Here is a 19,482-nt window from a genome sequence, read left to right on the forward strand (position 1 = left end):
TGAAGGTCTTGGCGGGCAAAAAACAAGCCGGGGATTATACCCGAGCTATGACCTCACACGCCAGTTGAGGTCGGGGTTTGTGCAGGAACTTTGCGATTTAACAGGTTGAGCAGCTGAACTTTTTCTTCCGCGCTCAGACCTGACTGCCGTTCCTTCCTGATCAATTGCTCCAGATGTCGCTCGCGTTGGCGGGCAGACAAGCTAGTTATAGTGTCGAAAAACTGTTGTTCAAGGTTATCGGCCGAGATCAGCCATTCCTTTTCCGCCAGTTGACGCAACAATCGTCCTTGATCGGTGCCATGCCAGCGGGCAATCAATTGCATGGTGCGCAGCTTCGGGTTTTTCTGTGTGGCGTCAATCAGTGCCACCAGAAGCTGCGAATACACGTTTTCTTCATCGGCGAACGTACTGGCGTTGGCAACCTGCGCTGACAGTTCAGGGTGATGCAGCAAGGTTCTGAGTGCTGTCAGCGCCGGCGGCTCAACCGTCGCCGGTGTGCGTGGCCCGCGAGGCTCAAAATCAGGACGCTTGCCGTTCTTGTCCCATTTCTTGCCTTTTTCCCACGGCTTCTTGTCCCATTTCTTCTGCTGACCGCCCGGCGCGTTCGGTGTCCATTCCTGCTGCGCCTGGTAATCGTGCTGCTGATAATCGCCGTAATCCGGCACGGCCTCGTAATCGAAGCCCGGATCGTAGCTGGGCTGAGCTTCAACCGGAGCGGACTGCATCAACTGGTTGACCGCGGCGGTGTCCAGCCCGGTGATCTCTTTCAGTCGTCGGCGCATCAGCTCGCGCAAATTGGCGCCCGGCACTTTTTCGATCAGCGGCGCGGCCAGTGTCACCATGTGCGCCTTGCCTTCCAGGGAGCGCGGATCGGCCTCCTTGGTCAGTTGCTCGAAAAAATAGTCAGCCAGCGGTTGTGCGTGCTGGTTGATTCTCGCCTTGAACGCGTCAGTGCCTTCGGCGCGCACCAAGGTGTCGGGATCCTCCCCTTCGGGCAGGAACAGAAACCTCGCGCGCCGGCCGTCCTGCAAACCGGGAATCGTCGCTTCCAGTGCGCGCCAGGCAGCGTTTCGGCCAGCCTGGTCACCATCGAAGCAGAACAACACGTTCGGCACCACACGAAATAGCCGTTTCAAATGCTCTTCGCTGGTCGCCGTACCCAGCGTCGCGACAGCATTGCGCAAGCCCTGTTGGGCCAGTGCAATGACATCCATGTAGCCTTCGACGACGATAATCTCGTCCAGGTTACGGTTAAATTTGCGAGCTTCGAATAAACCGTACAACTCCTGACCCTTATGAAACACCGGGGTTTCAGGAGAGTTCAGGTATTTGGGCTTGTCGTCGCCCAATACCCGCCCGCCAAATGCGATCACACGGCCGCGACTGTCGCGAATGGGGAACATCACCCGGTCGCGGAAGCGGTCGTAGCGTTTGCCGGTTTCGGCGTTTTCGATCAGCAAGCCGGCATCGATCATCGCCTTCTGCTGAAGAGTGTCGCTGCTAAGGTGCTTGTAGAGGTTGTCCCAGCCAGGAGGGGCGAAGCCCAGTCCGAAATCGCGGGCAATCTCACCTGACAGGCCACGGCCTTTCAGGTATTCCACCGCAGATTTTCGCGTTGGATGGCTCTTCAGCGCGGCCCGGTAAAAATCGGCGGCGGCTGTTAATAGAGGGTAGAGCGGCGAATCGGTAGGCTGTCGGGGCTTTTGCCCTTTGACGCCTTGTTCGCGAGGGACTTCCATCCCGGCCGCTTTGGCCAGGTCCTCGACGGCCTGGGGAAAATCCAGGTTGTCGTGGTCCATGATGAAGCCGAGGGCATTGCCACCCGCGCCACAGCCGAAGCAGTAATAGAACTGTTTGTCCGGGCTGACGCTGAACGACGGTGTCTTCTCTTTATGGAAAGGACAACAGGCGCTGAAGTTCTTGCCGGTCTTTTTTAATTGAACGCGTGAGCTGACAACATCGACGATGTCGGTGCGGTTCAGGAGGTCGTCAATAAAACCTTGGGGAATCAGTCCGGCCATGGCGTTCTCATCATCAGGCGCCCCGCCAGAAAGATCGTGGCGAATCCAAACCGTAACGACGGTTGCTTGGTCAGTGTAGACGGGTCAACGCGGCCTGAATCAGGCTGGAAGAAATCGACGGGGTTTGTCTCGGTCGCATCTGCGGCGTCAACAGCCTCTGTCTTGTGTTGCTTTATCGGTGTTACGTGAGGCTAGAACTGCAACTGCCGACAGCCCGGCTTTGAAGGCCGGGCAAGGCAGAAGCTTGCGTCAGACGTCTGTATTAATACAGACGAACGGCGCGGCGCTGTTCGCGCTGTACTTTCTTGGCGTGACGCTTAACAGCAGCTGCTGCTTTACGCTTACGCTCAGAAGTCGGCTTCTCGTAAAATTCGCGGCTACGAACTTCAGCCAGAACACCGGCTTTTTCGCAGGAGCGCTTGAAACGACGCAGAGCTACGTCGAAGGGTTCGTTCTCTTTAACTTTGACGGCTGGCATCCAGAGCTACCTTCATTCATTACCGGGGTCAACGCTTACTGCAACGCTTGCACTAAGTACGTCGGTTTTTAAGGGTTGCGGATGTTAACCCCTTGCTTCGCGGAATGCAAAGCCTCTGATCGAAAAGCACTGGTCGCAGGCATGAGCGGCGACTATTATGCGCGCCTTCGAATTCAGCCCCAACAAGGCGTACCCCATGCTAGTACTGGGAATGGAAACTTCCTGCGATGAGACAGGTGTCGCGCTGTACGACAGCGAACGCGGGCTGCTTGCCGACGCATTATTCAGCCAGATCGACCTGCACCGCGTCTACGGCGGGGTGGTCCCGGAGCTTGCCTCCCGTGACCACGTGAAACGCATGCTGCCCTTGATTCGTCAGGTGTTGGCCGAGGCCGACTGTGCCGTGACCGAGATCGATGCCATCGCTTATACCGCTGGCCCAGGGCTGGTCGGGGCCCTGCTGGTGGGTGCCTCCTGCGCACAGGCGCTGGCCTTTGCGTGGGACATCCCGGCGCTGGGTGTTCACCACATGGAAGGGCATTTGCTGGCCCCCATGCTGGAAGAAAATCCCCCAGAGTTTCCGTTCGTCGCTTTGTTGGTTTCCGGCGGCCATACGCAGCTTGTTCGCGTCGATGGCATTGGTCTCTACGAGTTGCTTGGCGAGACTCTGGACGACGCCGCCGGCGAAGCGTTCGACAAAACCGCGAAGATGATGGGCCTGAATTACCCCGGCGGTCCGGAGATTTCCCGTCTGGCGCAATCCGGTGTGGCCGGGCGCTTTATCTTTCCGCGTCCGATGACAGATCGCCCCGGGCTGGATTTCAGCTTCAGCGGCTTGAAGACGTTCTCCTTGAACACCTGGCAGCAGTGCCAAAGCACCGGGGACGACAGCGAGCAAACCCGTTGCGACATCTCGCTGGCCTTCCAGCAGGCGGTGGTGGACACTTTGACCATCAAGTGCAAACGGGCGCTGAAGCAGACCGGGCTCAAGCGTCTGGTCATCGCCGGCGGCGTGAGCGCGAACAAGGCGTTGCGTCTGTCCTTGGAGCAGATGCTCGATGGCCTGGGCGGAAATGTTTATTACGCCCGGCCTGAGTTCTGCACCGACAACGGCGCGATGATCGCTTTTGCCGGCTGCCAGCGTTTGCAGGCGGGGCAGAGGGAAAGTTTGAGCATTACCGTGCAGGCGCGCTGGCCGATGGAGCAGTTACCCGGTCTTTGATGGGCAATCGGTTCGAGCGCCTGGTGGGGGTTGTGGCAGGGCGTAGCTTCAGAAATGCCGTTCGCGCCCGGCAAACAGGTCGCGTAGATTGCCGCGATGGCGCCAGACGATGAGCAGCGTTAACACGCTCATCGGCAGTAACGCGTGGGGTTCCTGCCATGCGAGCAGCGGCAGCGTCAGCGGCGTGGCGATCAACGAGGCCAACGAGCTGGTGCGAGTGAGGTAGAACGTCAGCAGCCAGGCGCCGATGGCGAGCAGGGCAGCTGGCGGGTACAAGGCCAGCAACATGCCGGCGGCCGTGGCCACGCCCTTGCCGCCACGAAAACGGAAGTACAGCGGGAACAGATGCCCCAGCACTGCGCACAGTCCGATCCAGGCTTGCAGTCGTGGGTCGAGGTCCAATCCTCTGGCGATCAGCACCGGGATCATGCCTTTGCAGACGTCGCCGATCAGCGTCAGTACCGCGAGTTTCTTGCCGGCCAGGCGCAGCATATTAGTCGCGCCGGCGTTGCCCGAGCCACTGGCGCGCGGGTCCGGGCGACCGGTTATGCGGCTGATCAGGATGGCGAAGGACAGTGAGCCGAGCAGGTAGGCGAGGACCGCCAGTAACCAAAACATGCTAACCATTCCGGGCGAGGTTGCCTTGATTCTAACGGCGCATCGCGCCCTTGTCGTGCAACGGAGAGACAGGCTTGGACAGAGTTTTCATTGAAGGTCTGGAGGTCGATACCGTCATCGGCGCCTACGACTGGGAACGTGGCATTCGCCAGTGCCTGCGCCTGGACCTGAGTTTTGCCTGGGACAATCGGCCTGCAGCTGCAGGCGACGACCTGAGCAAAGCGCTCGATTATGCCAGTGTGTCCGCACGGATTCAGGCGTTCGCCGAAGCCTCTCAATTCCAGCTGGTTGAAACCTTCGCCGAGCGACTCGCCGAAGTACTGATGAGCGAGTTCAATATTCCCTGGCTGCACCTCAAATTGACCAAGCCGGGAGCCGTGCCAGCGGCGAAGGGCGTTGGGGTGGAGATCGAGCGCGGATGTCGCTGATACGGATTTTTCTGGGACTGGGCAGCAATATCGAGCGGGAGCGCCATCTGTGCGCCGGCCTCGACGCACTTGCCGAATTCCTCACCGACATGACCCTCTCGCCGGTGTTCGAAAGTCACCCGGTGGGGATCAAGAGCGGGCCGTTTTTCAACCTGGTGGTTTCGGCACTGACAGATCTGCCGCTGACCGAACTGGACCGCCGCCTGAAATTCATCGAAGCCGATAACGGTCGTTATGCTCCTGATCGCAAGGGTTTGCCGCTGGATATCGACGTCCTGCTGTATGGCGAACAGGTCGGCAACTTCGACGGCCTGATTCTGCCCCGCGCCGAAATCCTCAAAAATGCGTTCGTGCTGTGGCCGTTGTCCCTGATCGCGCCGCAGCGTCTGCACCCTGAGGTCGGTGTGTCGTTTGCCCAGCTGTGGGCTGAAGCGAACATCGATCAGAAGCTCTGGCCGGTCGCCTTCGAATGGCGCGGCGAGCAGCTCACCCCGGCCATCCTGCTTCCTGCGGTCTAACAGGCGTCCGACATTCAGCTCGACGGCGCCGCGGCCAACTCAGCGGCTTAAAGCTGATACGACGCCTTGTACACCTTCAGCGTATCCAGCCGCTCTCGCTTGAGCGCTTCGCCTAATTGCTGGCCCTGAAAACCTTTCTCCAATAGTGGCTGAACCGCCACTTGCCGCGCCGCTTCGGCAGCACCGCGCAGATATTCGGCTTGCGGATACGTGCGCTCCTCAAACCCCTTGCGGCCTCGGGCGTCCATTTCGCAGGCGGCGATGAATTCCTCGAAGCGTTGCGGTCGGCGATACACGTCAAAGCTCTGCAGCAGATCCAGCAATGTCGACGGCTTCAGCTCCAGCGCGCGATGGCCGTGGGTGTGATATTCGCCCACCAGCAGCGCCAGTTCCTGACAGTCCCTTGGCACTTTGAAGCGCTGGTTGACCGCCTTGATCGCTTTGAGCCCTTTATGCTCGTGGGCGATGTGGCGCGGCCATTCCTCCTGCGGCGTGAGCCCTTTGCCCAGGTCGTGCAGCAGGCAGGCCCAGCGCACGCTGAGTGGCTGGCGATGCAGGGCAGATTGATGCAACACGCTGAGGACATGCACGCCTGTGTCGATTTCGGGGTGATGGGCTTCCGGCTGAGGCACGCCAAACAGCGCGTCGACTTCCGGCATCAGCACCTTCAGGGCGCCGCATTCACGCAGGACCTCGATGAACACCTGCGGCTCTTTTTCCATCAGTGCCCGGGAGATTTCCTTCCAGCTGCGTTCCGGTGTCAGCGCTTCCAGTTCACCCGAGCTACTCAGCTGACGCATCAGTTCGAGGGTTTCCGGAGCGATGGTAAAACCGTCGGGGGCATAGCGCGCGGCGAAACGCGCCACGCGCAAGACACGCAGAGGATCTTCGGCGAACGCGGGGGAAACGTGACGCAATACTCGGGCTTCCAGGTCCTGCTGGCCGTGGTAGGGATCGGTCAGTTGGCCGTTTTTGTCTTCGGCAATAGCATTGATGGTCAGGTCGCGGCGGATCAGATCTTGCTCCAGCGTGACGTCCGGATGGGCGTGAAAAACAAAGCCGCCGTAGCCTTTGCCGGTCTTGCGCTCGGTGCGGGCCAGCGCGTATTCCTCACCGGTCAGCGGATGCAGGAAGACGGGGAAATCCGTTCCCACCGGGCGGTAGCCCTTGACCAGCATCTCTTCGGTCGACGCACCCACTACTACCCAGTCGATGTCAGTGACCGGTTTGCCAAGCAGGCGATCGCGTACTGCGCCGCCAACTTTATAAATCTGCATAAAAAAGCCTCCGTGAGCGCGACAGGATAAACCTTAAGTCGCAATCGCGGAGGCTGGAAACGCTTAGGGTCTATAAGTGGACGACCGCCAGGTCCAGCCGGGGATAGTCACTGTCAGCGTGTTCGCTTCTCGGCGGCACATGGTGGACTTTCATCACCTGGTCGCCTTGCAGCGTTTCCAGATGGATATCAAAACCCCACAGCCGATGCAGGTGCTTCAGCACTTCGTCCGTGGAGTCACCGAGGGGTTTGCGGTCGTGCTGCTGATGACGCAGGGTCAGGGAGCGATCGCCGCGCCGGTCAATGCTGTAGATCTGCACGTTGGGCTCGCGGTTGCCGAGGTTGTATTGCGCGGCGAGGGTTTCACGAATCACCTTGTAGCCGGTTTCATCGTGGATGGCGGGCACGAGGAGATCATCCTTCTGATCATCGTCGAGGATGCTGAACAGCTTCAGGTCTCGGATCACCTTGGGCGACAGGTACTGCAGGATGAAGCTCTCGTCCTTGAAGCTGCTCATCGCAAATTTCACCGCCGTCAGCCAGTCGGTGCCGGCCAGATCAGGAAACCACTGGCGGTCCTCTTCGGTCGGGTGCTCGCACATCCGCCGGATGTCCTGATACATGGCAAAGCCCAGGGTGTAGGGATTGATACCACTGTAGTAGGGACTGTCGAAACCCGGCTGGTAGACAACGCTGGTGTGAGAGGTCAGAAATTCCAGCATGAAGCCGTCAGTCACCAGCCCCTCGTCGTACAGATCGTTCATAAGCGTGTAATGCCAGAACGTGGCCCAGCCCTCGTTCATCACCTGGGTCTGACGCTGCGGGTAAAAATACTGGGCGATCTTGCGCACGATGCGCACGACTTCACGCTGCCAAGGCTCCAGCAACGGTGCGTGTTTTTCGATGAAGTAAAGGATGTTTTCCTGAGGCTCGGCGGGGAAGCGTGAGAAATCCTCTTTGTCGTTCTTGCTGGCGCTTTTCGGAATCGTGCGCCACAGGTCGTTGATCTGTTTCTGCAGATGCTCCTCCCGATCCTTCATGCGGCGGCGTTCTTCTTCTGCCGAAATCGGGTAGGGCCGCTTGTAGCGATCGACGCCGTAGTTCATCAGCGCGTGGCACGAGTCGAGCAGATCCTCGACCGCATCGATCCCGTGGCGCTCTTCGCATTGCATGATGTACTGCTTGGCGAAGACCAGGTAATCGATGATCGAACTGGCGTCGGTCCAGGTGCGGAACAGGTAGTTGCCCTTGAAAAAGCTGTTATGCCCGTAGCAGGCATGGGCCACAACCAGTGCCTGCATGCAGATAGTGTTCTCTTCCATCAGGTAGGCGATGCACGGGTCGGAGTTGATGACGATCTCGTAGGCCAGACCCATCTGCCCGCGCGAATAGGATTTTTCCGTACTGAGGAAGTGTTTGCCGTAGGACCAATGGTGATAACCCAGCGGCATGCCGACAGACGCGTAGGCGTCCATCATTTGCTCGGCGGTGATCACCTCAATCTGGTTGGGGTAAGTGTCCAGCGCATAACGTTCGGCGATGCGGCTGATTTCCCGGTCGTAGGCCTGGATCAGTTCGAACGTCCACTCTGAACCCGTGGAAAGGGGTTGGCGCTTCTGCTCTCTAGCGGTCATGTCACTAACCTGCGCTGGAAGAGTTCACGGAACACCGGATAGATATCACCGGCAGAGACCAGCTGCTGCTGGGCGAACGTGTCGGCGAAGGCTTCACCGATGCGCTCGTATTCGAACCACAGCGCCTGATGTTCGCGCGGGGTGATTTCGACGTAGGTGTAGTACTGCACGAACGGCATGATCTGTTTGATCAGAATATCGCGGCAAATAGGCGAGTCATCGTTCCAGTTGTCGCCGTCAGAGGCTTGCGCTGCGTAGATATTCCATTCGTTGGTGGGGTAGCGCTCGGCCATGATCTCCTGCATCAGCTTCAATGCGCTGGAAACGATGGTGCCGCCGGTTTCCCGTGAATAGAAAAACTCCTCTTCGTCGACCTCGCGCGCGCTGGTGTGGTGGCGGATGAAGACGACTTCGATCTTGTCGTAGTTACGCTTGAGAAACAGATACAGCAGGATGAAGAAGCGCTTGGCGATGTCTTTGGTCGCCTGGGTCATCGACCCGGAAACATCCATCAGACAGAACATCACGGCTTTGGAACTTGGGTTCGGCTGTTTGACCAGCAGGTTGTACTTGAGGTCGAAGGTGTCCAGATACGGGACGCGACGGATGCGCGCCTGAAGTTTTGCGGCCTCGATTTCCAGTTCCTGGATGTCGCCGAAGTTGTCGGGCTCCTCGATCCTGAGGCGTTCCAGTTCAGCCTGCACTTGCCGCAGCTTGGCCCTGCTGCTGCCGGACAGCGCGATACGCCGCGCATGGGCCGAGCGCAATGTGCGGATGATGTTGATGCGTGACGGGTTGCCTTCGTTGCTGATCCCCGCGCGAACGGTCTTGAAGGTGTCAGTGCCGCTCAGGTTGCGCTTGACCAGATTGGGCAGCTCCAAGTCCTCGAACATGAATTCGAGGAATTCTTCCTGGGTGATCTGGAACACGAACTCATCCATGCCTTCGCCGGAGTTGCCCGCCTTGCCAGGCCCTTTTCCACCACCGCCTCCTTGCGGACGGGCGATGTGCTCACCGGTGGTGAACTCCTTGTTACCCGGGTGAACCACTGTCTGCTTGCCGCCGCGACCATGGTGCAGGACCGGCTCGTCGATATCCCGCCCCGGAATACTGATCTGTTCGCCGTGCTCCATGTCAGTAATGGAGCGCCGGCTGACGGCTTCTTCTACTGCTTTCTTGATGTGGTCACGGTAACGGCGAAGAAAGCGCTGCCTATTTACCGTGCTCTTGTTCTTGCCATTGAGACGTCGGTCGATCACATAGCTCATAGGCCCCTCCGGGGAGCTTCAAGTTGTGAGCCGCAAGCTGCAAGTAGAAGCGGTTGACGCGCTTTCTTCCTACAGCTTGTAGCTTGACGCTTGCAGCTGCCTTACTGCGATTTCCGGACCCGTAGGTACCATTCGGAAAGAAGCCTTACCTGTTTATCGGTGTAGCCCCGCTCGACCATTCGTGTGACAAAGTCGTTGTGCTTCTGCTGATCCTCTTTGCTGGCCTTGGCGTTGAAACTGATGACCGGCAGCAAGTCCTCGGTGTTCGAGAACATTTTCTTCTCGATCACCACCCGCAGCTTCTCGTAGCTCAGCCAGGTTGGGTTCTTGCCGTTGTTATTGGCGCGGGCACGCAGCACGAAGTTGACGATCTCGTTGCGGAAGTCTTTCGGGTTGCTGATGCCAGCCGGTTTCTCGATTTTCTCCAGCTCCTCGTTCAACGCCACCCGGTTGAGGATCTCGCCGGTTTCCGGATCGCGGTACTCCTGGTCCTGAATCCAGAAGTCGGCGTACAGCACGTAGCGGTCAAAGATGTTCTGGCCGTATTCGCTGTAGGACTCGAGGTAGGCGGTCTGGATTTCCTTGCCGATGAACTCGATGTAGCGCGGCGCCAGGTATTCCTTGATGAAACGCAGATACCGCTCGCGGGTTTCGGCCTGAAATTGCTCCTGCTCGATCTGCTGCTCCAGTACGTAAAGCAAGTGAACCGGGTTGGCGGCGATCTCATGGGGATCGAAGTTAAAGACCTTCGACAGGATCTTGAACGCAAACCGTGTAGAGAGGCCGTTCATGCCTTCGTCGACGCCGGCGCTGTCACGGTATTCCTGAATCGACTTGGCTTTCGGGTCAGTGTCCTTGAGGTTCTCGCCGTCGTAGACCCTCATCTTCGAATAGATGTTGGAGTTGTCCGGCTCTTTAAGCCGCGACAGGACGGTGAACTGCGCGAGCATTTTCAGGGTGTCCGGCGCGCAGTGGGCTTTGGACAGGGAACTGTTGAACAGTAATTTGTCGTAAATCTTGATTTCGTCATTGACCCGCAGGCAGTACGGCACCTTGACGATGTAGATCCGGTCGATGAAGGCTTCGTTATTCTTGTTGTTGCGGAAGCTGTGCCATTCCGATTCGTTGGAGTGGGCCAGCAAAATACCGGTGAACGGGATCGCGCCCAGGCCTTCGGTACTGTTGTAGTTACCTTCCTGGGTGGCGGTCAGCAGTGGGTGAAGCACCTTGATCGGCGCTTTGAACATTTCCACAAATTCCATCAGGCCCTGGTTGGCCCGGCACAGCGCGCCCGAATAGCTGTAAGCGTCTGCGTCGTTCTGTGGGTATTCCTCAAGCTTGCGGATATCGACCTTACCCACCAGCGCCGAGATGTCCTGGTTGTTCTCGTCACCGGGCTCGGTTTTGGCGACGGCGATCTGATTGAGGATGGAAGGGTAGAGCTTCACCACTTTGAACTGACTGATGTCGCCACCGAACTCGGCCAGTCGTTTGGTCGCCCATGGCGACATGATGGTGTTCAGGTACCGGCGTGGGATGCCGTAGTCCTCTTCGAGGATCGTCCCGTCTTCGGTGGGTTTGAAAAGGCCCAAAGGCGATTCGAAAACCGGGGACCCTTTGATGGCGTAGAACGGTACTTTTTCAACCAGCGATTTGAGTTTTTCAGCCAGGGACGATTTACCACCGCCAACAGGGCCGAGCAGGTAAAGGATCTGTTTCTTCTCTTCAAGGCCCTGGGCGGCGTGGCGGAAGTACGAGACGATTTGCTCGATGCAGTCTTCCATGCCGTGGAATTCTTCGAACGCCGGATAGCGCCGAATGACCTTGTTGGAGAAGATTCTGGACAGCCTGGAATTGGTCGACGTGTCGAACAGCTCAGGCTCACCGATGGCCATTAGCAGACGTTCTGCGGCGGAAGCGTATGCGCTGCGATCGGTTTTGCAGAGCTCGAGATACTCCTGTAGCGAGAGCTCTTCCTGCCGTGTCGATTCAAAGCGTTGTTGGAAGTGGCTAAAAATACTCATGACGTCACCTCGCTCGATACGTGGAGCCGGCGGCGGATCGTCAGTTGATGCTGGATGGAAGCCGATCACGCAGCTGCCATTACCCCCCAAACACCATAAAAGTAGCGACCGATGACCCACGCGCCGGTGTACCGGCTCTCCCCTGATTCGGATGGCCTGAGGCTAAGAGTAGTTCGGATTCGGGCACAGAAAGAAGCAATGGGGATGAACAGGGCATACCCGTTCGTCAGATGAGGGCGCGAGCCCGCGTAGGACGCGGGATAGCGGTCAGCAAAAATATTTTTCGATCAGCCTTGCGCGGTTTCTTCAGGAAATTTGCTTTTCCACAACTCGAAACCGCCATCCATGCTGTAGACCTCGGAGAAGCCCTGACCTACAAGATAGGCTGCTGCACTCTGGCTGGAGTTGCCGTGATAGCAGAGGACGACCAACGGTTTGTCCAGATCGGCCTGGCGAATGAAGTCGGCGATGGAATGGTTGTCGAGGTGATGGGAGTCCGGAATGTGCTGGGTCGCATAGGTCTGCGCGTCACGCACGTCCACCAGCACAGCGCCTTGTTGGCGCAGGGCGTGGACTTGTTCGGGTGAGATGCGTTTGAAGTCAGTCATGGCTCGGGCTCCTGGGCCGTCGGGTCCTCGAACGGTCGAGAACGTAGGGAGAATTTACTGCTGCAGCGGCGTCGGCTCGCTGACAGGGGATGCCTCGGGGGTGGGTGCTTTTGCGTTGCCGCGCTCGTCGCATTCGCAGCGAATCAGCGCGCGGGTGTCGACGTTGAGCAGGGTCATTGCGCCGCCCCAGACACAGCCCGTATCCAGTGCATACACGCCAGGCTCATCACATCGGCCTTCAAGTGCGGCCCAGTGGCCGAAAATGATACCCGTGCCTTTGGTTTTGCGCTCTTTGTGCTTGAACCACGGCGCGTAACCCGCCGGCGCACTGTCGAGTCCTTCCTTGCTTTTGAGATCGAGCTTGCCGTCGCTGGTGCAAAAACGCATGCGCGTGAAGTAATTGGTGATGACCCGCAGCCGAGTGACGCCTTGCAAGTCTTTGTCCCACTTGGCAGGTTCGTTGCCATACATGCCGTCGAGAAAGGGCTCAAAGCGATTGTCATCGCGCAATGCCTCTTCCACTTCTTCAGCGCAGCGCAGCGCCTTTTTCAGCGTCCATTGCGGCGGGATTCCGGCATGCACCAGTGCAATGTCACGTTCGGCGTCGTAGTGCATCAGCTTCTGTTGGCGCAACCAGTCGAGCAGCACGACCGCGTCTGGCGCTTCGAGGATTTCCCGCAGCGTGTCGCCTTTCTTCAGGCGCTCGATGTTGCGACCGGCCGCCAGCAAGTGCAGGTCATGATTGCCCAGCACGCAGACGACGGAGTCGCGCATGGCGTAGAGATAACGCAGGGTTTCCAATGACTGCGGGCCTCGGTTGACGAGATCGCCAACCAGCCAGAGCGTGTCTTTGCCAGGCTCGAATGCCACGCGTTCGAGCAGGCACTTCAGCGGCTCAAGGCAGCCCTGCAGGTCACCGACTGCGTAAACCGCCATCAGTGAAGCGCCCCCGGTACGGCCAGACGGAATGGCGCGATGACAGCATCAAAGCGCTTGCCGTCTTCTGCGAGCATTTGATAAGTGCCCTGCATATTGCCCACCTTGGTGGTCATCACGGTGCCGCTGGTGTAGGTGTGACTTTGCCCAGGCTGGATCAGCGGTTGCTGACCTACGACGCCGTCGCCGCGAACCTCTTCAACCTGACCGTCGCCGTCGGTGATGACCCAATGGCGCGACAGCAACTTGGCTGGCAGCTCGCCGTTGTTGTGCACGGTGATGGTGTAAGCGAAGGCGAAGCGGTTGTGCTCAGGCTGTGATTGTTCTGCTAGGAAACGGGTCTCGACGCTGACGTCGACCTGGTAACGAGAATCAGACATGCAAGAGGCCTTAAAAGCGAAAGCGGAGAAGCCGGAAGTGGTCCGGTTGAAAGTCAGTCTAGGACATGTAACGGATAAATGAGCACTGACGCTTTGACCGGACATGTCCCCAGAAGGTCAAGCGGCGACAGGCTTTTCGCTGAGCATGTCGGCCAGGCGAACAAACGCCGCGAGGTCCAGTTGTTCCGGACGCAGGCTGCCATCCACACCGGCTTCGGTGATTTCTTCGCTGGTCAGCAGGGCTTTCAGCGTGTTGCGCAGCGTCTTGCGGCGCTGGTTAAAGGCTTCGCGGACGACGCGTTCGAGCACGCGGTGATCCTTGGCCGGGTGCGGGAGGGTTTCATGGGGCACCAGGCGAACGATGGCCGAATCCACTTTCGGCGGCGGATTGAATGCCCCCGGGCCGACGTTGAACAGGTGCTCCACGCGGCAGTGGTACTGAACCATGATCGACAGGCGACCCCAATCACCGCCGCCAGGGCCTGCCGCCAGACGCTCGACCACTTCTTTCTGCAGCATGAAGTGCATGTCGCGGATCAGGTAGGCGTTCTGTAGCAGGTGGAAAATCAACGGCGTCGAGATGTTGTACGGCAGGTTGCCGACGACACGCAGGCTATTGGGTGCGGCGTTCAGGCTGGTGAAGTCGAACTTCAGCGCGTCACCCTGATGCAGGCTGAAATTCGGCTTGCTGCCGAACTGATGCATGAGGATCGGCACGAGGTCTTTGTCGAGTTCCACGACGTCCAGCTGTGCGCCGCTGCTCAGCAGGCCTTGGGTCAGGGCACCTTGCCCCGGGCCGATTTCCAGCATGCGGTCTTCGGCCTTCGCACGAATGGAGCGCAGGATCTTGTCGATCACGCCGGCATCGTGCAGGAAGTTCTGGCCAAAACGCTTGCGCGCCTTGTGTTGGAATTGCTCGTTCATGAATGGGTCTCGGCCATCTGATAGGCGGTTTCCAGAGCGACCCTGAGGCTGCCGGTGTCGATCTTGCCTGTGCCCGCCAGATCCAGCGCCGTGCCGTGATCCACGGAAGTGCGAATGATCGGCAGGCCCAGCGTGATGTTGACGGCGGCGCCGAAGCCTTTGTACTTCAGCACGGGCAGGCCTTGGTCGTGGTACATCGCCAGCACCGCGTCGCAGTGCTCCAGATATTTGGGGGTAAAGAGCGTGTCGGCGGGCAGCGGGCCATATAAGTCCAGCCCCTCGCTGCGCAGACGCGCCAGAGTAGGTTCAATGATGTCGATTTCTTCGCGGCCCAGGTGGCCACTCTCGCCGGCATGCGGGTTTAGGCCACAGACCAGAATCCGCGGGCGGGCGATGCCGAATTTGTTGACCAGATCCGCGTGCAGGATGCGCGTCACACGCTCCAGCCGCTCAGCAGTGATCGCGTCGGCGACGTCACGCAGGGGCAGGTGAGTGGTCACCAGCGCCACGCGCAGATCACCGGTCGCCAGCAGCATCACCACTTGTTCGGTATGGGTCAGCTCCGCAAGGAACTCGGTATGGCCGGAGAATGAGATGCCGCTGTCGTTGATCACGCCCTTGTGCACCGGCGCTGTGATCATGCCGGCGAAGTGGCCGTCCATGCAGCCGCGACCGGCTCGGGTCAGGGTCTCGAGCACGAAACCGCCGTTGGCTTTATCGAGCTGGCCGGCGATGACCGGCGACTGAACCGGCGTGTCCCAGACATACAGACTGTCAGCGGGGGCGGGGACGTCAGGCCAGGCGGCGGGTGTGACGGGAATCAGGCTAACGGCCACGCCCAGCTGGGCGGCCCGCTCGGTGAGCAGGTCACAGCTGGTAATGGCAATCAGGGGATGGGGCTGGGACTGCGCGGCGAGCAACAGGCAAAGGTCAGGACCAATGCCGGCGGGCTCGCCGGGTGTCAGGGCGAAACGCTGGGGTTTCACTTGGCCGCCTGATCAGCTCCGGGGAGCTTGATCTCGACGTAGGCTTCATCACGGATCTGACGCAGCCAGGTTTGCAGTTCTTCGTCGTATTTGCGGTTACGCAGTACGGTCATTGCCTGTTGTTCACGCGCCTGACTGGTGCTGTCAGTCGAACGACGGCCGAGGACTTCCAGAACGTGCCAGCCAAATTGGGTCTCGAACGGCTTGGAGACGACACCCTGAGGTGTCTCATTCATGACGTCGCGGAACTCCGGAACCAGCGAGCGCGGGTCAACCCAGTTCATGTCACCGCCGTTAAGCGCGGAACCCGGGTCTTCGGAAAAGCTCTTCGCCAGTTCGCCGAAATCTTCGCCATTCTGGATGCGGTCGTAGATACGTTGCGCCAGCAGCTTGGTCTCGGCTGGGCTACGGATTTCGCTTGGCTTGATCAGGATGTGACGAACGTGAACCTCGTCGCGCATCTGGGTCTGAGTCTCGCCGCCGCGTTTTTCCAGCAGTTTGAGGATGATGAAACCGCCCGGTGTACGCGCAGGAGGGGTGACCTCGCCCGGACGCATGGACGACAGCATGTCGCCGAACGGAGGCGGCAGCTGAGCGGCTTTACGCCAGCCCATGTCACCACCGTCCAGCGCACTTTCACTGGCCGACGACGCGATCGCCATCTGCTCGAAGTTCGCACCCTGTTGCAGCTTGCCGTAGAGGTCCTTGGCTTTGGCTGCAGCGGCTTGAATCTGATCCGACGTTGCACTGTCCGGCGTCGGGATCAAAATGTTAGCCAGGTGGAATTCTTCAGAGAACTGAGCTTTGCCCAGATCGGAAGCCAGGAAGTTCTTCACTTCCTGCTCCGAGACCTGAATGCGCTCGGCAACCCGGCGCTGCCGCACACGGCTGATGATCATTTCCCGGCGGATCTGCTCACGTGCGCTGGTGTAGGACAGCCCGTCGTGGGTCAGTGCAGCCTTGAACTGGTCAACACTCATGTTGTTGCGCTGAGCAATGGTGGCAACTGCCTGGTTCAGCTCTTCATCGCTGATGCGAATGCCGGAGCGTTCGCCGATCTGGATCTGCAGGTTTTCCAGGATCAGACGATCGAGGACCTGAGACTCCAGTGCGCTGGCAGGCGGAACGCCTTGCCCGCGCTTGGCGATGGTTTGCTGAACCTCACGGGTGCGCTGGTCGAGCTGGCTTTGCATGACCACGTCGTTGTCGACGATGGCAACTACCTTGTCGATGGTACGCACTTCAGCGTGCGCAACAGAACCGATAAGCAGCGCGCCCAGCATCAGCGGGCGCAGACAATCAGAAAGCTTGGTCTTCACGTTCACGATAACCTTGGATGCCTTTGTCGAGGAAGCTTTCAACTTTTTGGCCAACGACGCCGCCAAGTCCCTTCAACACGATTTGTAGGAAGACGCCGTGGTCGCCTTTTTCGTTCTGCGCAACCTCTTGGGTGGTTTCGTCGTAATCGACCCAGTAACGGTTGATCAGACGCAACTTCCAGCAGCAGTTGTCATATTCAAAACCACCGAAGGCTTCGAGGGTACGGTCGCGGTTGTAGTCGAACTGCCAGCGCGCGATGGCGCTCCACTGCGGCACAACCGGCCAGATAACCGAGAAGTCATGCTGCTGGATCTTGTAGTAGTCCTTGATGACTGAGCCGTCCGGGAGGACCGCGTCGCCGCCGCCCACTGTCCAGCGCCCGGTCGTCTGATCATAGCGAACCTGGTCGTTACGATAGCGATAGCCGGCGTTAACGATCTTGCCCGGCTCGTCTTCAGGCTGGTAGTGGACCATTGCGCTGCCGGAGCGAGTGCTGCGGCTGTCCGGGTCCCAGTTGAAGTCCGACGTCGCACGCCAGTCGCGGTTGAAGCGGTATTCGTATTCCAGTGCATACGGCGAAACGTCGGACTGAGCATCTTTGCGGTCTTCGAAGGAAATACCTGGGAGTTGCACCTTGCGATCGGCAAAGTACACCGCCTGACCAATGCTCACGCGCTGACGTTCAAAACCGTTGTCTTCGATCCAGCGATTGGTCACGCCAAGCGACAGTTTGTTCTCGTCTCCGATACGGTCGGAGCCGACGAATCGGTTGTCGCGGAACAGCGAGCTGTAGTTGAACGTCGTTTCACCCGAATCGAAAACCGGAATGTCGGTCTGATCTTTGTTTGGAACGTAGAGGTAGTACGCGCGAGGCTCGAGCGTCTGACGATAGTCTTTACCGAACCAGTTGGTGTTGCGATCAAAATACAGGCCGCTGTCAACGCTGAAGATCGGAACACTGCGGTTTTCGCTGCTGTGATAAGTCTCGTCGGCCAGCAACGTACGTTTGCCCTGCGCGTCCAGATCAAGATCGTACTGGGTGTAAACGTATTTAAGCTTAGGCGTTACAAAACCGTAGCTCGCCGTCAGCGGCAGGCTTACCGACGGTGCCAGGTTCAGACGATCGCCGTTTGCACGGGCAAGGCCGCTGACGTTGGAATCCAGTCGAGGTCGAGTAATGTCGTCCTCATTGGTATAGCCGCCTGTTCTCAAGTCGCGATCAAACCGAACCAACTCAGTCTCGTAATCGAACTTGAAGCCGGCAGGCTGAAACGGCAGCGAACCGTTCAGCGTGAGCTGAGGCAGGCGACCGTAAGGCGTGATCTGAGTCACGGTGGTCAGCTGATACTGCTCGGCATTCAACGTCGCAGTGTAGCTGTCGCCACGATAGTACAAAGCGCCCTGCTGCCGCAGATAGTCTTGAGTGCTAACGCCTTCCTGACCGCTTTTCAGGTCTTTGAAGTAGTAAGGGTCACTGACCTTGGTGTAATCGATTTTGCTGGTCAAACGCGAATCCAGACCACTGCGATCCTGCCAGTTGATCAACCAGCGGGTGTCTTTATAGTCTGACTGGTTTTTGCGGTCATCGTCGTCGTCATTCAGGTAAGCCGCACCGAATTGACCTTCACTGCTCTTGGTCAGGTAACGGAACTCGCCTTCCAGCAACAGACCGCGCTTGGCCATATAGGTCGGGTACAACGTGGCGTCATAGTTTGGCGCCAGGTTGAAGTAATACGGGGTGAGCAACGAGAAGCCGGTATCGCTGCTGGTACCGATGGTCGGTGGCAGGAAGCCGGACTGGCGACGGTCGTCGATCGGGAAATAGATGTAAGGCGTGTACAGGATCGGGATGTCATGAACGCGCAGTGTCGCGTTGGTGGCCGTACCGAAACCGGTGGCCGGGTTCAGGGTGATGTTGTTGCCCTTCACCGTCCACGCGTTGCTGTTCGGTTCGCACGTGGTGTACGTACCGTCCTTCAAGCGGATGATCGCGTTTTCGGCACGACGAGCGTACAGGGCGTTACCGCGAACGTTGTTTTTGTGCAGCACGTACTCGGCGTTGTCGACTTTGGCTTCGCCGGTGTCCAGCTGGACTTCAGCGTGGTCGCCCACGATCAGGGCGCCGTTGTCGCGCAGACGGACATCGCCGTTCAGCTCGCCACGGTTCTCGGCCTGATGCAGGCTGGCTTCGTCAGCCTCGACCTGCATGCTGCCCTGACGCAGGACGACGTCACCTGCCAGGGTCGCAACCTGTTCTTCCTGCTGATAACGCGAAGCCTTGGCGCCGATGAAAGTCGGTGCGTCGCTCTTCGGCGTCTTGTCGTCCATGCCCGGACGGATCGGTTCGATATAGGCGCCCGAGCAATACGGACCGGTCTCAGCCAGTTGGGCTGCGGTCAGCTTCTCGCGCGGCACCCAGTCAAGGTGGCTGTAATCGGCGCTGCGCGACTTCAGGCCACGGCCCTTGGCCTCGGTGACCAGCATCGTTTTGGGCACGACTTCGCCATCGGAGGTGGTGGTCGTCTGAGCGCCATCTGCCGTGCCGCTGTTGGACGAAACACTGTTGGCGTCGTGCACGGGGCGCGGAGGCAACTGGGCTGCGTTGGTTTTCGGGGAGCAATCCCATGCACCTGTTGCAGACACCGAGCAGTCATACTGTTCGGCGGCAACCACGTACGGGACGGCCAAGGGTTGCATCGCCAGCAGACTGCCGGTTACGAGCAACGGAAATTTTTTACGAAACGCGGGGGATTTCAATGCCATCTTATTAGTCCGGGCTTCCTGCGCGCCATCTGCCCGCGGGGGGGCCGCACGCCTCTCGATGGGCTGAAAAAGATGTCG

17 protein-coding genes are annotated in these 19,482 nt (G+C 58.9%); 3 read left to right on the forward strand and 14 right to left on the reverse strand.

From position 1 onward, the window contains the following. Positions 1-53 precede the first annotated feature (53 nt). Positions 54-2,021 (reverse strand): DNA primase, encoded by a 1,968-nt coding sequence (gene dnaG / locus AC0Z8Z_RS21335; protein WP_122624516.1) that lies wholly within the window; start codon positions 2,019-2,021, stop codon positions 54-56. Positions 2,022-2,283: 262 nt separating this feature from the next. Next, positions 2,284-2,499 (reverse strand): 30S ribosomal protein S21, encoded by a 216-nt coding sequence (gene rpsU, locus AC0Z8Z_RS21340; protein WP_002551877.1) that lies wholly within the window; start codon positions 2,497-2,499, stop codon positions 2,284-2,286. Between the two features lie 196 nt (positions 2,500-2,695). On the opposite strand from rpsU, the gene tsaD reads away from it, so the two are divergent. Further along, positions 2,696-3,721, forward strand: a complete 1,026-nt coding sequence (tsaD, locus tag AC0Z8Z_RS21345; RefSeq protein WP_122536608.1) for a tRNA (adenosine(37)-N6)-threonylcarbamoyltransferase complex transferase subunit TsaD — start codon at positions 2,696-2,698, stop codon at positions 3,719-3,721. A 48-nt stretch (positions 3,722-3,769) separates the two neighbouring features. Here the strand turns inward: tsaD and plsY are convergent, their stop codons facing one another. Further along, entirely contained in the window at positions 3,770-4,339 is a 570-nt protein-coding gene (gene plsY / locus AC0Z8Z_RS21350) for a glycerol-3-phosphate 1-O-acyltransferase PlsY (protein ID WP_074886952.1), read from the reverse strand. A gap of 74 nt (positions 4,340-4,413) precedes the next feature. On the opposite strand from plsY, the gene folB reads away from it, so the two are divergent. Both folB and folK read left to right on the forward strand, forming a co-directional pair. Continuing rightward, positions 4,414-4,767: a dihydroneopterin aldolase gene (gene folB / locus AC0Z8Z_RS21355; protein WP_074886956.1), complete on the forward strand. Its 354-nt coding sequence runs from the start codon at positions 4,414-4,416 to the stop codon at positions 4,765-4,767. Next, on the forward strand, positions 4,758-5,285 hold the full coding sequence (gene folK / locus AC0Z8Z_RS21360; protein WP_485620420.1) for a 2-amino-4-hydroxy-6-hydroxymethyldihydropteridine diphosphokinase: 528 nt from the start codon (positions 4,758-4,760) through the stop codon (positions 5,283-5,285). The genes folB and folK overlap by 10 nt, the downstream gene beginning before the upstream one ends. A gap of 47 nt (positions 5,286-5,332) precedes the next feature. On the opposite strand, the gene AC0Z8Z_RS21365 is transcribed toward folK, so the two are convergent. The 11 genes from AC0Z8Z_RS21365 to AC0Z8Z_RS21415 all read right to left on the reverse strand — a co-directional run bounded on the left by AC0Z8Z_RS21365 (position 5,333) and on the right by AC0Z8Z_RS21415 (position 19,404). Continuing rightward, the gene (locus AC0Z8Z_RS21365; RefSeq protein ID WP_485620421.1) at positions 5,333-6,562 is read right to left on the reverse strand and encodes a multifunctional CCA addition/repair protein; all 1,230 of its coding nucleotides are present in this window, start codon (positions 6,560-6,562) and stop codon (positions 5,333-5,335) included. Positions 6,563-6,632: 70 nt separating this feature from the next. After that, the gene (locus AC0Z8Z_RS21370) at positions 6,633-8,195 is read right to left on the reverse strand and encodes a SpoVR family protein (RefSeq protein WP_108121120.1); all 1,563 of its coding nucleotides are present in this window, start codon (positions 8,193-8,195) and stop codon (positions 6,633-6,635) included. Beyond that, positions 8,192-9,463: a YeaH/YhbH family protein gene (locus AC0Z8Z_RS21375; protein ID WP_074886967.1), complete on the reverse strand. Its 1,272-nt coding sequence runs from the start codon at positions 9,461-9,463 to the stop codon at positions 8,192-8,194. The genes AC0Z8Z_RS21370 and AC0Z8Z_RS21375 overlap by 4 nt, the downstream gene beginning before the upstream one ends. 101 nt (positions 9,464-9,564) lie before the next feature. Next, positions 9,565-11,487 (reverse strand): PrkA family serine protein kinase, encoded by a 1,923-nt coding sequence (locus AC0Z8Z_RS21380; protein ID WP_122536560.1) that lies wholly within the window; start codon positions 11,485-11,487, stop codon positions 9,565-9,567. A 287-nt stretch (positions 11,488-11,774) separates the two neighbouring features. Continuing rightward, complete coding sequence (gene glpE, locus AC0Z8Z_RS21385) at positions 11,775-12,095, reverse strand: thiosulfate sulfurtransferase GlpE (protein ID WP_485620422.1); 321 nt, start codon at positions 12,093-12,095, stop codon at positions 11,775-11,777. 54 nt (positions 12,096-12,149) lie between these two features. Continuing rightward, positions 12,150-13,031 carry a symmetrical bis(5'-nucleosyl)-tetraphosphatase gene (locus AC0Z8Z_RS21390; protein WP_485620423.1) on the reverse strand — a complete coding sequence of 294 codons (882 nt, stop codon included), beginning with the start codon at positions 13,029-13,031 and terminating at the stop codon, positions 12,150-12,152. Next, entirely contained in the window at positions 13,031-13,411 is a 381-nt protein-coding gene (apaG, locus tag AC0Z8Z_RS21395) for a Co2+/Mg2+ efflux protein ApaG (RefSeq protein WP_172609904.1), read from the reverse strand. The genes AC0Z8Z_RS21390 and apaG overlap by 1 nt, the downstream gene beginning before the upstream one ends. A gap of 117 nt (positions 13,412-13,528) precedes the next feature. Continuing rightward, positions 13,529-14,335, reverse strand: a complete 807-nt coding sequence (rsmA, locus tag AC0Z8Z_RS21400; RefSeq protein ID WP_122536564.1) for a 16S rRNA (adenine(1518)-N(6)/adenine(1519)-N(6))-dimethyltransferase RsmA — start codon at positions 14,333-14,335, stop codon at positions 13,529-13,531. Continuing rightward, positions 14,332-15,321, reverse strand: a complete 990-nt coding sequence (gene pdxA, locus AC0Z8Z_RS21405; RefSeq protein WP_485620424.1) for a 4-hydroxythreonine-4-phosphate dehydrogenase PdxA — start codon at positions 15,319-15,321, stop codon at positions 14,332-14,334. The genes rsmA and pdxA overlap by 4 nt, the downstream gene beginning before the upstream one ends. After that, complete coding sequence (locus AC0Z8Z_RS21410; RefSeq protein WP_163023110.1) at positions 15,318-16,640, reverse strand: peptidylprolyl isomerase; 1,323 nt, start codon at positions 16,638-16,640, stop codon at positions 15,318-15,320. Before AC0Z8Z_RS21410 ends, pdxA begins: the two co-directional genes overlap by 4 nt. Beyond that, positions 16,621-19,404 carry an LPS-assembly protein LptD gene (locus AC0Z8Z_RS21415; protein WP_485620425.1) on the reverse strand — a complete coding sequence of 928 codons (2,784 nt, stop codon included), beginning with the start codon at positions 19,402-19,404 and terminating at the stop codon, positions 16,621-16,623. Before AC0Z8Z_RS21415 ends, AC0Z8Z_RS21410 begins: the two co-directional genes overlap by 20 nt. Positions 19,405-19,482: the final 78 nt, after the last annotated feature.

Source organism: Pseudomonas sp. 1L-C-7-B-C1, assembly GCF_057291635.1.

Excerpts from the sequence above, each read along its gene's own strand:
- tsaD (WP_122536608.1), top strand. The coding sequence starts at position 2,696 with ATGCTAGTACTGGGAATGGAAACTTCCTGCGATGAGACAGGTGTCGCG.
- rpsU (WP_002551877.1), bottom strand. The coding sequence starts at position 2,499 with ATGCCAGCCGTCAAAGTTAAAGAGAACGAACCCTTCGACGTAGCTCTG.
- folK (WP_485620420.1), top strand. The coding sequence starts at position 4,758 with ATGTCGCTGATACGGATTTTTCTGGGACTGGGCAGCAATATCGAGCGG.
- AC0Z8Z_RS21390 (WP_485620423.1), bottom strand. The coding sequence starts at position 13,031 with ATGGCGGTTTACGCAGTCGGTGACCTGCAGGGCTGCCTTGAGCCGCTG.
- rsmA (WP_122536564.1), bottom strand. The coding sequence starts at position 14,335 with ATGAACGAGCAATTCCAACACAAGGCGCGCAAGCGTTTTGGCCAGAAC.
- AC0Z8Z_RS21370 (WP_108121120.1), bottom strand. The coding sequence starts at position 8,195 with ATGACCGCTAGAGAGCAGAAGCGCCAACCCCTTTCCACGGGTTCAGAG.
- dnaG (WP_122624516.1), bottom strand. The coding sequence starts at position 2,021 with ATGGCCGGACTGATTCCCCAAGGTTTTATTGACGACCTCCTGAACCGC.
- apaG (WP_172609904.1), bottom strand. The coding sequence starts at position 13,411 with ATGTCTGATTCTCGTTACCAGGTCGACGTCAGCGTCGAGACCCGTTTC.
- AC0Z8Z_RS21375 (WP_074886967.1), bottom strand. The coding sequence starts at position 9,463 with ATGAGCTATGTGATCGACCGACGTCTCAATGGCAAGAACAAGAGCACG.
- plsY (WP_074886952.1), bottom strand. The coding sequence starts at position 4,339 with ATGTTTTGGTTACTGGCGGTCCTCGCCTACCTGCTCGGCTCACTGTCC.
- AC0Z8Z_RS21380 (WP_122536560.1), bottom strand. The coding sequence starts at position 11,487 with ATGAGTATTTTTAGCCACTTCCAACAACGCTTTGAATCGACACGGCAG.
- AC0Z8Z_RS21415 (WP_485620425.1), bottom strand. The coding sequence starts at position 19,404 with ATGGCATTGAAATCCCCCGCGTTTCGTAAAAAATTTCCGTTGCTCGTA.
- AC0Z8Z_RS21365 (WP_485620421.1), bottom strand. The coding sequence starts at position 6,562 with ATGCAGATTTATAAAGTTGGCGGCGCAGTACGCGATCGCCTGCTTGGC.
- glpE (WP_485620422.1), bottom strand. The coding sequence starts at position 12,095 with ATGACTGACTTCAAACGCATCTCACCCGAACAAGTCCACGCCCTGCGC.